At 63.3% G+C, this 13,692-nt stretch carries 8 protein-coding genes and 2 rRNA genes; 9 read left to right on the top strand and 1 reads right to left on the bottom strand.

All coding sequences use genetic code 11. The annotated features are described in order from the left end of the window. Positions 1 to 4: 4 nt before the first annotated feature. The 6 genes from G6N23_RS14040 (at position 5) to G6N23_RS14015 (ending at position 6,313) form a co-directional block, all read left to right on the top strand. Entirely contained in the window at positions 5 to 1,342 is a 1,338-nt protein-coding gene (locus G6N23_RS14040; protein WP_085261881.1) for a F0F1 ATP synthase subunit B/delta, read from the top strand. Between the two features lie 69 nt (positions 1,343 to 1,411). Then, positions 1,412 to 3,061, top strand: coding sequence for a F0F1 ATP synthase subunit alpha (gene atpA, locus G6N23_RS14035; RefSeq protein ID WP_085261880.1), 1,650 nt, complete (start codon positions 1,412 to 1,414; stop codon positions 3,059 to 3,061). A gap of 7 nt (positions 3,062 to 3,068) precedes the next feature. Beyond that, positions 3,069 to 3,992 (top strand): F0F1 ATP synthase subunit gamma, encoded by a 924-nt coding sequence (locus tag G6N23_RS14030; RefSeq protein ID WP_085261879.1) that lies wholly within the window; start codon positions 3,069 to 3,071, stop codon positions 3,990 to 3,992. 32 nt (positions 3,993 to 4,024) lie between these two features. Beyond that, positions 4,025 to 5,455, top strand: coding sequence for a F0F1 ATP synthase subunit beta (atpD, locus tag G6N23_RS14025; RefSeq protein ID WP_085261878.1), 1,431 nt, complete (start codon positions 4,025 to 4,027; stop codon positions 5,453 to 5,455). A gap of 34 nt (positions 5,456 to 5,489) precedes the next feature. After that, a complete protein-coding gene (locus G6N23_RS14020; protein WP_085261877.1) occupies positions 5,490 to 5,855 on the top strand; it encodes a F0F1 ATP synthase subunit epsilon in 366 nt (121 codons plus the stop codon). A gap of 14 nt (positions 5,856 to 5,869) precedes the next feature. Next, positions 5,870 to 6,313: a DUF2550 domain-containing protein gene (locus G6N23_RS14015; RefSeq protein ID WP_085261876.1), complete on the top strand. Its 444-nt coding sequence runs from the start codon at positions 5,870 to 5,872 to the stop codon at positions 6,311 to 6,313. Positions 6,314 to 6,337: 24 nt separating this feature from the next. On the opposite strand, the gene G6N23_RS14010 is transcribed toward G6N23_RS14015, so the two are convergent. After that, on the bottom strand, positions 6,338 to 6,928 hold the full coding sequence (locus G6N23_RS14010) for a cob(I)yrinic acid a,c-diamide adenosyltransferase (RefSeq protein WP_085261875.1): 591 nt from the start codon (positions 6,926 to 6,928) through the stop codon (positions 6,338 to 6,340). Between the two features lie 101 nt (positions 6,929 to 7,029). Between G6N23_RS14010 and murA the strand changes: the two genes are divergently transcribed. From murA to G6N23_RS13995, 3 genes are all read left to right on the top strand, one after another. Further along, complete coding sequence (gene murA, locus G6N23_RS14005; protein WP_085261874.1) at positions 7,030 to 8,283, top strand: UDP-N-acetylglucosamine 1-carboxyvinyltransferase; 1,254 nt, start codon at positions 7,030 to 7,032, stop codon at positions 8,281 to 8,283. A 275-nt stretch (positions 8,284 to 8,558) separates the two neighbouring features. After that, positions 8,559 to 10,092, top strand: a 16S ribosomal RNA gene (locus G6N23_RS14000). Positions 10,093 to 10,459: 367 nt separating this feature from the next. Next, a 23S ribosomal RNA gene (locus tag G6N23_RS13995) occupies positions 10,460 to 13,581 on the top strand. Together the 16S and 23S rRNA genes form the textbook arrangement of a ribosomal RNA operon. Positions 13,582 to 13,692: the final 111 nt, after the last annotated feature.

Here is a 13,692-nt window from a genome sequence, read left to right as displayed (position 1 = left end):
AAAGATGTCGACATTCATCGGACAGCTGGCCGGCTTTGCGGTCATCGTCTGGCTGTTGGTCAAGTTCGTGGTTCCGCCGGTGCGCAAGCTGATGGCCGACCAGCAGGAGTCGGTGCGCCGGCAGTTGGAAGAGGCTGCCGCGGCCGCCGCCCGGCTGGCCGAGGCCGGCCAGGCGCACTCCACCGCGCTGGCCAACGCCGAGAGCGAGGCGCAGCGGGTCACCGCCGAAGCCCGCACCGACGCCGAGCGGATCGCCGAGCAACTGCGCGGTCAGGCCGGTGTCGACGCCGAACGCGTCAAGACCACCGGCGGCCAGCAGGTCGGTCTGATGCGTGCCCAGTTGATCCGCGAACTGCGGTCCGGCCTCGGGGCGGAAGCCGTACAGCGGGCGGCCGAGCTGGTTCGCGACTACGTCGCCGACCCGAAACGGCAGGCCGCCACCGTCGACCGGTTCCTCGACGAGCTCGAAGCGATGGCGCCGAAGTCGATCGACGTCGAATCGCCGATCCAGGCCCGCATGCGCTCCGCCAGCCGGGAGGCGCTGGCGGGCCTGCTGGACAAATTCGGCGAGGTGACAGGCGACCTGGATGAGCAGGGCTTGTCCGCTCTGGCCGCTGACCTGACCGCGGTCGCCGAACTGCTCGAGCGCGAGACCGTGGTGGCACGGCACCTGAGCCAGCCGACCGAGGACGCCTCGCCGAAGCTGCGCCTGGTGCAGCGGCTGTTCGCCGACAAGATCGGTGCTCCCGCCCTGGCGCTGGTGACCGACGCCGCGTCTGCCCGGTGGTCCAACCAGGCCGACCTGATCGCGGCGGTCGAACACGTCGCCCGGCAGACGCTGCTGCTCTCCGCCGAGCGCCAAGGCACGGTCGATGAGGTGGAGGACCAGCTTTTCCGGTTCTCCCGCGTGATCGACGCCCAACCCCGGCTGGACGCCCTGCTCGGTGACACCGCATCGCCGGCTGCGGGCCGGGTCGGGTTGCTGCGCAACATCATCGGCGGTGGAAGCGGCGCCAGCCCGATCACGACGGCGCTGCTGGAGCAGACCATCCGGTTGCTGCGCGGTCAGTCCGCGCACCAGGCGGTCACCGAACTCGCCCAGATCGCGGTGGCGCGCCGCGGCGAGGTGGTGGCGCACGTCGGCGCGGCCGCCGAACTGAGCGAAGCCCAGCGCAGCCGGCTCAACACCGTGCTGAGTCGGATCTACAACCACCCGGTGCGTGTGCAGGTCGGCGTCGACCCCGCACTGCTGGGCGGGCTGGCGATCTCGGTCGGCGACGAGGTGATCGACGGGACGCTTGCCTCGCGCCTGGCCGCCGCGAAGACGCAGTTGCCCGACTGACCAAGACCCACCCGGACCTACCAGGTCTCAGAGCCCAATACCCATTCGAAGGCAGGAAGACGAAAAGCCATGGCAGAGTTGACAATCTCCTCTGACGACATTCAGGGGGCGATCGAGGAGTACGTGAGCTCCTTCAGCGCCGACACCGCGCGCGAGGAGGTCGGCACCGTCATCGACGCCGGCGACGGCATCGCACACGTCGAGGGCCTGCCTTCGGTGATGACCCAGGAGCTCCTGGAGTTCCCCGGCGGGGTGCTGGGCGTGGCCCTGAACCTCGACGAGCACAACGTCGGCGCGGTGATCCTGGGCAACTTCGAGAACATCGAAGAGGGCCAGCAGGTCAAGCGCACCGGCGAGGTGCTGTCCGTGCCGGTCGGCGACGGCTTCCTCGGTCGCGTCGTCAACCCGCTCGGCCAGCCGATCGACGCCCGCGGTGAGATCGAGGCCGAGACCCGTCGTCCGCTGGAGATGCAGGCTCCCTCGGTGGTGCAGCGCCAGAGCGTCAGCGAGCCGCTGCAGACCGGTGTCAAGGCCGTCGACGCCATGACCCCGATCGGTCGCGGCCAGCGTCAGCTCATCATCGGTGACCGCAAGACCGGCAAGACCGCGCTCTGTGTGGACACCATCCTCAACCAGCGCCAGAACTGGGAGACCGGCGACCCCAACCAGCAGGTCCGCTGCGTGTATGTCGCGATCGGCCAGAAGGGCACCACCATTGCCAGCGTGCGTCGCGCGCTGGAAGAGGGCGGCGCCATGGACTACACCACGATCGTGGCCGCTCCGGCCTCGGACTCCGCCGGCTTCAAGTGGCTGGCCCCCTACACCGGCTCGGCGATCGCCCAGCACTGGATGTACCAGGGCAAGCACGTCCTGATCGTGTTCGACGACCTGACCAAGCAGGCCGAGGCCTACCGGGCCATCTCGCTGCTGCTGCGTCGCCCGCCGGGCCGTGAGGCCTACCCGGGTGACGTGTTCTACCTGCACTCGCGGCTGTTGGAGCGTTGCGCGAAGCTCTCCGATGAGCTCGGCGGCGGGTCGCTGACCGGTCTGCCGATCATCGAGACCAAGGCCAACGACATCTCGGCCTACATCCCGACCAACGTCATCTCGATCACCGACGGCCAGTGCTTCCTGGAGAGCGACCTGTTCAACCAGGGTGTGCGGCCGGCCATCAACGTCGGTGTGTCGGTGTCCCGCGTCGGCGGCGCCGCCCAGATCAAGGCGATGAAGGAGGTGGCCGGCTCGCTGCGTCTGGACCTGTCGCAGTACCGCGAGCTGGAGGCCTTCGCCGCGTTCGCCTCCGACCTGGACGCCACCAGCAAGGCCCAGCTGGAGCGGGGTGCCCGGCTCGTCGAGCTGCTCAAGCAGCCGCAGTACGCGCCGATGCCCGTCGAGGAGCAGGTGGTCGCCGTCTTCCTGGGTACCGAGGGGCACCTGGACTCGGTGCCGGTCGAGGACGTCGCCCGTTTCGAAGCCGAGCTGCTGGACCACATCCGGGCCTCGGAGGGTGAGATCCTGAGCGGGATACGCGAGTCCAAGAAGCTTTCCGATGAGGCCAGCGAGAAGCTGGTCGCGGTCATCGGACAGTTCAAGAAGGGCTTCGCCGCCACCGACGGCAGCTCCGTGGTTCCCGACGAACACGTCGAGGCGCTCGACGAAGACAAGCTCGGCAAGGAAGCGGTGCAGGTCCGCAGGGCCGCGCCGGCGAAGAAGAAGTAACTTCGCCATGGCAGCCACACTTCGCGAACTACGCGGGCGAATCCGCTCCGCCGGGTCGATCAAGAAGATCACCAAGGCCCAGGAGCTGATCGCCACCTCGCGTATCGGCCGGGCGCAGGCCCGGCTCGAGACGGCGCGGCCGTACGCCACCGAGATCACCCATATGCTCACGACGTTGGCCGCCGAGGCGGCCCTGGACCACCCCCTGCTGGTCGAGCGCGGCGAGCCCAAGCGGGCGGGCGTGCTGGTGGTCTCGAGCGACCGCGGCCTGTGTGGCGGATACAACGCCAACGTCTTCCGCCGGGCCGAGGAACTGTTCGCACTGCTGCGCTCCGAGGGCAAGGATCCGGTTCTCTACGTCGTCGGCCGCAAGGCACTGGCCTACTACAGCTTCCGGCACTGGGAGGTGACCGACTCGTGGGCCGGTTTCTCCGAGCAGCCGACCTATGAGAACGCCGCCGAGATCGCTTCGACCCTGGTCGACGCCTTCATGTCCGGTGTCGACGACGACGACGATCACCCGGGTGCCGACGGGGTGCTGGGCGTCGATGAGCTGCACATCGTGTCCACCGACTTCCGCTCGATGCTGTCGCAGTCGGCCGAGGCGCGGCGGATCGCACCGATGCTGGTGGAGTACGTCGGCGAGGAGAGCGGTCCGAAGACCCTGTACTCCTTCGAGCCCGACGCCACCACGCTGTTCGACTCGCTGCTGCCGCGGTATCTGACCACCCGCGTGTACGCGGCGCTGCTCGACTCGGCGGCATCGGAGCTGGCCTCGCGCCAGCGCGCAATGAAGTCGGCGACCGACAACGCCGACGACTTGATCAAGGCGTTGACGCTGGAGGCCAACCGCGAGCGCCAGGCCCAGATCACCCAGGAAATCAGCGAAATCGTCGGTGGTGCGAACGCCCTCGCCGACACAGCCCGGTAAGCCCCGCTAAGCACTAGGAAGCGAAGAAGATAATGACAGTTACCGCTGACAAGACAACCGCCGGCCGCGTGGTGCGCGTGACCGGGCCCGTCGTCGACGTCGAGTTCCCCCGGGGCGCGGTGCCCGAGCTGTTCAACGCTCTGCACGCCGAGATCACCTTCGAGGAGCTGGCGAAGACGCTGACCCTCGAGGTGGCCCAGCACCTGGGTGACAACCTGGTCCGCACCATCTCGATGCAGCCCACCGACGGCCTGGTGCGCGGCGTCGAGGTGACCGACACCGGCGCGGCGATCTCGGTGCCGGTCGGTCACGAGGTCAAGGGCCACGTCTTCAACGCCCTCGGCCACTGCCTGGACAAGCCGGGCTACGGCGAGGACTTCGAGCACTGGGGCATCCACCGCAAGCCGCCGCCCTTCAACGAGCTGGAACCCCGCACCGAGATGCTCGAGACCGGGCTGAAGGTCGTCGACCTGCTCACCCCGTACGTGCGTGGCGGCAAGATCGCCCTGTTCGGTGGTGCCGGCGTGGGCAAGACGGTGCTGATCCAGGAGATGATCAACCGCATCGCCCGCAACTTCGGCGGCACCTCGGTATTCGCCGGCGTGGGCGAGCGCACCCGTGAGGGCAACGACCTGTGGGTCGAGCTCGAAGACGCCAACGTGCTCAAGGACACCGCGCTGGTGTTCGGCCAGATGGACGAGCCGCCGGGCACTCGTATGCGCGTGGCGTTGTCGGCGCTGACCATGGCCGAGTGGTTCCGCGACGAGGCGGGCCAGGACGTGCTGCTGTTCATCGACAACATCTTCCGGTTCACCCAGGCCGGCTCCGAGGTCTCGACCCTGCTGGGCCGGATGCCCTCTGCCGTGGGTTACCAGCCCACGCTGGCCGACGAGATGGGCGAGCTTCAGGAGCGGATCACCTCGACCCGCGGTCGGTCCATCACCTCGATGCAGGCCGTGTACGTGCCCGCCGACGACTACACCGACCCGGCGCCGGCGACCACCTTCGCGCACCTGGACGCGACCACCGAGCTCAGCCGTGCGGTGTTCTCCAAGGGCATCTTCCCGGCGGTGGACCCGCTGGCGTCCAGCTCGACGATCCTGGACCCGGCCATCGTCGGTGAGGACCACTACCGTGTCGCCCAGGAGGTCATCCGGATCCTGCAGCGTTACAAGGACTTGCAGGACATCATCGCGATTCTCGGTATCGACGAGCTGTCCGAAGAGGACAAGCAGCTGGTCGGCCGGGCGCGGCGTATCGAGCGGTTCCTGAGCCAGAACATGATGGCGGCCGAGCAGTTCACCGGCCAGCCTGGCTCGACGGTTCCGCTCAAGGAGACCATCGAGGCCTTCGACCGGTTGACCAAGGGCGACTTCGACCACCTGCCCGAGCAGGCGTTCTTCCTGATCGGTGGCCTCGACGACCTGGCCAAGAAGGCCGAGAGCCTGGGCGCCAAGCTGTGACCCGGAATCCTGTGGCGGCGAAAGGCGGTGGGTAATGGCCGAGCTTGACGTCGACATCGTCGCGGTCGATCGCAAGGTGTGGTCGGGCAAGGCGACGTTCATCTTCACCCGCACCACTGTCGGTGAGATCGGCATCATGCCGGGTCACATCCCGCTGGTCGCCGAACTCGTCGACGACGCGATGGTGCGCGTGGATCGCGTCGAGGAGGACGAGCTGCGGTTGGCCGTGCACGGCGGCTTCCTGTCGGTGACCGACGAGGGGGTCAGCATTCTGGCCGAATCCGTCGACTTCGCCGCGGAGATCGATGAGGCGACAGCTCGCCACGAAGCCCAGTCCGGTGATCCCAAGATGGCCGCACAGGGCAGAGCCAGGCTGCGCGCCCTGGGTGTCATCGATTAGCGGAGCGTGAATCGATGAGCACGCCCATGGTGTTCATGGTCGTGCTCGTCGCCGTGCTTTTCGGTGCCGTTGTCGCGCTGAGCTACCGGTTGTGGAAGCTGCGTCAGGGCGGTACAGCGGCCATCATGCGTGACCTGCCGGCGGTAGGCGGACACGGGTGGCGTCACGGCGTGGTCCGTTACCGCGGCGGCGAGGCCGCCTTCTACCGGCTTTCGAGTGTGCGGCTGTGGCCGGATCGCCGCCTGTCCCGCCGCGGCGTGGACGTGGTGGCGCGGCGCGCTCCCCGCGGTGACGAGTTCGACATCATGACCGACGAGCTCGTGGTGCTCGAACTGTGGGACACCACGGGGGAGCGCCGGGCCGGGTTCGAGATAGCGCTGGACCGCGGCGCCCGCACCGCATTCCTTTCCTGGCTGGAGGCACGGCCGTCACCGCGGTCTCGCCGTCACAGTTACTGAGCAGCCGAAACCCGTTGGTTCCGCCTATTTTTCGGGACGATCCGTCCGATCCCCACCGGGCTGCCAAAGCACGTCGCCGTCGGCGTTGGCCACTCGGCACAGCACGAACATCAAGTCCGACAAGCGATTCAGGTATTTCGCCGGCAGTACCGACACGCCGGTCGGATAGGCATCGGCCGCCGCCCACGCCGACCGCTCCGCGCGGCGCACCGCGGTGCGGGCCACGTGCAGCAACGCCGACAGCGGCGAACCGCCCGGCAGGATGAACGAGTTCAACGGCGGCAGCGGTTCGTTGTATTCGTCGCACCACGCTTCGACGCGGTCGATGTAGTCCTGGGTGATCCGCAGCGGTGGATATTTGGGGTCCTCCACTACGGGAGTGGCCAGATCGGCGCCGGTGTCGAACAGATCATTCTGGATGTGCAGCAGTGTTGCGCCGATCGGTTCGTCAGGGTCGCCGAGCGCGATCGCGACACCGATTGCGGCGTTGGCCTCCTCACAATCGGCGTAGGCCACCAACCGGGGATCGGTCTTGGGAACCCGGGAGAAGTCGCTCAACCCCGTCGTGCCGTCATCGCCGGTACGCGTGTAGACGCGGGTGATATGCACTGCCATGGTCCAAACCGTACCGGCCGCGGCAACCGGTGGGAGTCGGGCTCGGGTCCGCGCCGGCATTCATTCGGGATCGCCGTCGAGTCCTCACTACACTGACGCGGGTGGGTGAGCGTTTCGTGGTTACCGGCGGCAATCGGTTGTCCGGTGAGGTCGCCGTCGGCGGCGCTAAGAACAGCGTCCTCAAACTGATGGCCGCGGCGCTGTTGGCCGAGGGCACCAGCACCATCACCAACTGCCCGGACATTCTCGACGTGCCGTTGATGGCCGAGGTGCTGCGCGGGTTGGGCGCCAACGTCGAGCTCGACGGGACCACGGTGCGGATCACCTCGCCGGACGAACCCAAGTACGACGCGGACTTCGCCGCGGTCCGTCAGTTCCGGGCCTCGGTGTGTGTGCTCGGGCCCCTGGTGGGCCGTTGTCTGCGTGCGAAGGTCGCACTGCCCGGCGGTGACGCCATCGGGTCCCGCCCGCTGGACATGCACCAAGCCGGCCTGCGCCAGCTGGGCGCCACCTGCAATATCGAACACGGCTGTGTGGTCGCCCACGCCGACGCCCTGCGCGGCGCCGAGATCCAGCTGGAGTTTCCCTCGGTCGGCGCCACCGAGAACATCTTGATGGCCGCCGTGCTGGCCGAGGGCGTCACGACCATCCACAACGCTGCGCGCGAGCCGGACGTCGCCGACCTGTGCACGATGCTCAACCAGATGGGGGCGCAGGTTGAAGGTGCGGGCTCCCCGACGCTGAAGATCACCGGGGTGCCGCGTCTGCACCCGACCGAGCACGAGGTGATCGGCGACCGGATCGTCGCCGCCACCTGGGCGATCGCGGCGGTGATGACCCGCGGCGATATCTCGGTGACCGGTGTCGACCCGGCCCATCTGCAGCTCGTCCTGCACAAGTTGCATGACGCGGGGGCGACCATCACCCAATCAGACAACGGCTTCCGGGTGGTCCAGTACGACCGGCCCAAGGCCGTCAATGTCGCGACCCTGCCGTTCCCGGGTTTCCCCACCGATCTGCAGCCGATGGCGATCGGCCTGGCGGCGATCGCCGACGGCACATCGATGATCACCGAGAACGTCTTCGAGGCCCGGTTCCGGTTCGTCGAGGAGATGATCCGCCTGGGCGCCGACGCCCGCACCGATGGACACCACGCGGTGGTGCGCGGTCTGCCTCAGCTCTCGAGCGCGCCGGTGTGGGCCTCCGATATCCGGGCCGGCGCCGGTCTGGTCCTTGCGGGCCTGGTCGCAGACGGTGACACCGAGGTTCACGACGTCTTTCACATCGATCGCGGCTACCCGCTGTTCGTGGAGTACCTGGCCGGTCTCGGCGCCGAAATCGAGCGTGTAAGATAGGTCAGGCCGGCGAACCGCACGCGGATCGTCGAGCAGTCTGGAAGACCTTTCCGGTAGCCCCGAAAACGTCGGAGTTGACTCAACTCCGGCGTACGAGTAGAGTGGCGGGGTTGCCTGAAAACCGGGCGTGTTGTTTGAGAACTCAATAGTGTGTTTGGTGGTTTTTGTTTGTTGTTGTTTTTTGCCATGCCTTCGGCGCCCCGTGTTGGGGGTGTGGTGTTGTTTTTGATGTCAGTTTTTGACTGATGTTTTTGGGATTGTTTCCAAATGGTTTTTGTTTGGAGAGTTTGATCCTGGCTCAGGACGAACGCTGGCGGCGTGCTTAACACATGCAAGTCGAACGGAAAGGCCCTTTCGGGGGTACTCGAGTGGCGAACGGGTGAGTAACACGTGGGTGATCTGCCCTGCACTCTGGGATAAGCCTGGGAAACTGGGTCTAATACCGGATAGGACCATGGGATGCATGTTCTGTGGTGGAAAGCTTTTGCGGTGTGGGATGGGCCCGCGGCCTATCAGCTTGTTGGTGGGGTGATGGCCTACCAAGGCGACGACGGGTAGCCGGCCTGAGAGGGTGTCCGGCCACACTGGGACTGAGATACGGCCCAGACTCCTACGGGAGGCAGCAGTGGGGAATATTGCACAATGGGCGCAAGCCTGATGCAGCGACGCCGCGTGGGGGATGACGGCCTTCGGGTTGTAAACCTCTTTCAGTATCGGCGAAGCTCCGTGGTTTTCTGCGGGGTGACGGTAGGTACAGAAGAAGCACCGGCCAACTACGTGCCAGCAGCCGCGGTAATACGTAGGGTGCGAGCGTTGTCCGGAATTACTGGGCGTAAAGAGCTCGTAGGTGGTTTGTCGCGTTGTTCGTGAAAACTCACAGCTTAACTGTGGGCGTGCGGGCGATACGGGCAGACTAGAGTACTGTAGGGGAGACTGGAATTCCTGGTGTAGCGGTGGAATGCGCAGATATCAGGAGGAACACCGGTGGCGAAGGCGGGTCTCTGGGCAGTAACTGACGCTGAGGAGCGAAAGCGTGGGGAGCGAACAGGATTAGATACCCTGGTAGTCCACGCCGTAAACGGTGGGTACTAGGTGTGGGTTTCCTTCCTTTAGGGATCCGTGCCGTAGCTAACGCATTAAGTACCCCGCCTGGGGAGTACGGCCGCAAGGCTAAAACTCAAAGGAATTGACGGGGGCCCGCACAAGCGGCGGAGCATGTGGATTAATTCGATGCAACGCGAAGAACCTTACCTGGGTTTGACATGCACAGGACGCCGGCAGAGATGTCGGTTCCCTTGTGGCCTGTGTGCAGGTGGTGCATGGCTGTCGTCAGCTCGTGTCGTGAGATGTTGGGTTAAGTCCCGCAACGAGCGCAACCCTTGTCTCATGTTGCCAGCACGTTATGGTGGGGACTCGTGAGAGACTGCCGGGGTCAACTCGGAGGAAGGTGGGGATGACGTCAAGTCATCATGCCCCTTATGTCCAGGGCTTCACACATGCTACAATGGCCGGTACAAAGGGCTGCGATGCCGTGAGGTTTAGCGAATCCTTTAAAGCCGGTCTCAGTTCGGATCGGGGTCTGCAACTCGACCCCGTGAAGTCGGAGTCGCTAGTAATCGCAGATCAGCAACGCTGCGGTGAATACGTTCCCGGGCCTTGTACACACCGCCCGTCACGTCATGAAAGTCGGTAACACCCGAAGCCGGTGGCCTAACCCTTGGGAGGGAGCCGTCGAAGGTGGGATCGGCGATTGGGACGAAGTCGTAACAAGGTAGCCGTACCGGAAGGTGCGGCTGGATCACCTCCTTTCTAAGGAGCACCACTTTTTCTCCCCCGTGCCTCACATGGGTGAGGGTTTTTGCGGTTGGGACAGTGTTTGCCGGTGCCTGTAGTGGGTGGCCGGTGGTGCAGAGGAATTACGAACAACAACAAGCTTGCGAGATCATCAACTGCCAGGAGTCCTTGGGGGTTTCTGGTGGCCGGCTTTTGTGCTGGGCACACTGTTGGGTCCTGAGGCAACAGGCCCGTTTGTGCCCCCGGGTGGGGGTGGGTGTTGTTGTCGCCTCACACTTGGTGGTGGGGTGTGGTGTTTGTTTTGTGGATAGTGGTTGCGAGCATCTAACAAGCAGATTTTTGGTCTGTTTGTTTTGCAATTTTTGTTTCTTGGTTTTTGTGTTTGTAAGTGTTTAAGGGCGCATGGTGGATGCCTTGGCATCGAGAGCCGATGAAGGACGTGGGAGGCTGCGATATGCCTCGGGGAGCTGTCAACCGAGCGTGGATCCGAGGATGTCCGAATGGGGAAACCCGGCACGAGTGATGTCGTGTCACCCTCCGGTGAATGTATAGCCGGTGGGGAGGTAACGCGGGGAAGTGAAACATCTCAGTACCCGTAGGAGAAGAAAACAAAATGTGATTCCGTGAGTAGTGGCGAGCGAAAGCGGAGGATGGCTAAACCGTATGCATGTGATACCCGGCGGGGGTTGTGTGTGCGGTGTTGTGGGGTCTGTGTTCCTCTTACCGCCGTGAGGGGCAGCAGTGAGAAAAGATTGTGTTAGCGGAAGTGGCCTGGGATGGTCTGCCGTAGACGGTGAGAGCCCGGTACGTGAAAACATGATCTCTGCTGTCACAGTGTCCCCGAGTAGCAGCGGGCCCGTGGAATCTGCTGTGAATCTGCCGGGACCACCCGGTAAGCCTGAATACTTCTCGATGACCGATAGCGGACGAGTACCGTGAGGGAATGGTGAAAAGTACCCCGGGAGGGGAGTGAAATAGTACCTGAAACCATGTGCCTACAATCCGTCAGAGCCTTCTCTTTTGAGTGGGGTGATGGCGTGCCTTTTGAAGAATGAGCCTGCGAGTCACCGGCACGTCGCGAGGTTAACCCGTGTGGGGTAGCCGTAGCGAAAGCGAGTCTGAATAGGGCGTATCGCATCCGTTGGGGTGTGTGTAGTGGCGTGTTGTGGACCCGAAGCGGAGTGATCTACCCATGGCCAGGGTGAAGCGCGGGTAAGACCGCGTGGAGGCCCGAACCCACTTAGGTTGAAGACTGAGGGGATGAGTTGTGGGTAGGGGTGAAAGGCCAATCAAACTCCGTGATAGCTGGTTCTCCCCGAAATGCATTTAGGTGCAGCGTTGCGTGTTTCTCACCGGAGGTAGAGCTACTGGATGGCCGATGGGCCCTACTAGGTTACTGACGTCAGCCAAACTCCGAATGCCGGTGAGTGTAAGCGTGGCAGTGAGACGGCGGGGGATAAGCTCCGTGCGTCGAGAGGGAAACAGCCCAGATCGCCGGCTAAGGCCCCTAAGCGTGTGCTAAGTGGAAAAGGATGTGCAGTCGCGAAGACAACCAGGAGGTTGGCTTAGAAGCAGCCACCCTTGAAAGAGTGCGTAATAGCTCACTGGTCAAGTGATTGTGCGCCGATAATGTAGCGGGGCTCAAGCACACCGCCGAAGCCGCGGCAATACGTATGTATTGGGTAGGGGAGCGTCCTGCATCCGGTGAAGCCACAGAGTGATCTAGTGGTGGAGGGTGTGGGAGCGAGAATGCAGGCATGAGTAGCGATGAGGCAAGTGAGAACCTTGCCCGCCGAAAGACCAAGGGTTCCTGGGCCAGGCCAGTCCTCCCAGGGTGAGTCGGGACCTAAGGCGAGGCCGACAGGCGTAGTCGATGGACAACGGGTTGATATTCCCGTACCCGTGTGTGGGCGTCCCTGATGAATCAGCGGTACTAACCACCCAAATGGCAGATGATCTGATCCCTTCGGGGTGAGGGCGTTCGCCGGCTGCGTGGGACCTTCGTTGGTAGTAGTCAAGCGATGGGGTGACGCAGGAAGGTAGCCGTACCAGTCAGTGGTAATACTGGGGTAAGCCGGTAGGAAGTCAGATAGGCAAATCCGTCTGGCATATATTCCGAGAGGTGATGCATAGCCAATTGTGGCGAATTCGGTGATCCTATGCTGTCGAGAAAAGCCTCTAGCGAGCACGCACACGGCCCGTACCCCAAACCGACACAGGTGGTCAGGTAGAGAATACCAAGGCGTACGAGTGAACTATGGTTAAGGAACTCGGCAAAATACCCCCGTAACTTCGGGAGAAGGGGGACCCTCATACCGTCAACACCTTCGCGGTGGGCAGCGGGAGGGGGTCGCAGAAACCAGTGAGAAGCGACTGTTTACTAAAACACAGGTCCGTGCGAAGTCGCAAGACGATGTATACGGACTGACGCCTGCCCGGTGCTGGAAGGTTAAGAGGACCGGTTAACCCTTCGGGGTGAAGCTGAGAATTTAAGCCCCAGTAAACGGCGGTGGTAACTATAACCATCCTAAGGTAGCGAAATTCCTTGTCGGGTAAGTTCCGACCTGCACGAATGGCGTAACGACTTCTCAACTGTCTCAACCATAGACTCGGCGAAATTGCATTACGAGTAAAGATGCTCGTTACGCGCGGCAGGACGAAAAGACCCCGGGACCTTCACTATAGCTTGGTATTGATGTTCGATGCGGTTTGTGTAGGATAGGTGGGAGACTGTGAAACCCGCACGCCAGTGTGGGTGGAGTCGTTGTTGAAATACCACTCTGATCGTATTGGACCTCTAACTTCGAACCATGAAGCTGGTTCAGGGACAGTGCCTGGTGGGTAGTTTAACTGGGGCGGTTGCCTCCTAAAATGTAACGGAGGCGCCCAAAGGTTCCCTCAACCTGGACGGCAATCAGGTGTTGAGTGTAAGTGCACAAGGGAGCTTGACTGTAAGACTGACACGTCAAACAGGGACGAAAGTCGGGACTAGTGATCCGGCACCCCCGAGTGGAAGGGGTGTCGCTCAACGGATAAAAGGTACCCCGGGGATAACAGGCTGATCTTCCCCAAGAGTCCATATCGACGGGATGGTTTGGCACCTCGATGTCGGCTCGTCGCATCCTGGGGCTGGAGCAGGTCCCAAGGGTTGGGCTGTTCGCCCATTAAAGCGGCACGCGAGCTGGGTTTAGAACGTCGTGAGACAGTTCGGTCTCTATCCGCCGCGCGCGTCAGAATCTTGAGGAAACCTGTCCCTAGTACGAGAGGACCGGGACGGACGAACCTCTGGTATACCAGTTGTTCCACCAGGAGCACGGCTGGATGGCCACGTTCGGACAGGATAACCGCTGAAAGCATCTAAGCGGGAAACCCACTCCAAGACCAGGATTCTCACCCATTTAAGTGGGATAAGGCCCCCCGCAGACCACGGGATCGATAGACCAGACCTGAAAGCACCGCAAGGTGTGAAGGGAACTGGCACTAACCGGCCGAAAACTTACCAACACACAACAAACAATGTGTTGCCCGCAACCACAACCACAAAACACCGTAAACCCACACCCCACCACCAAACACAAACATTGGTGACCCAGTGGACCCCCCAAAAAAAAGGGG

The sequence above is a fragment of the Mycolicibacter terrae genome, assembly GCF_010727125.1.
Lineage (GTDB): Bacteria > Actinomycetota > Actinomycetes > Mycobacteriales > Mycobacteriaceae > Mycobacterium > Mycobacterium terrae.
This window is presented reverse-complemented; position numbering and strand designations above follow the sequence as displayed.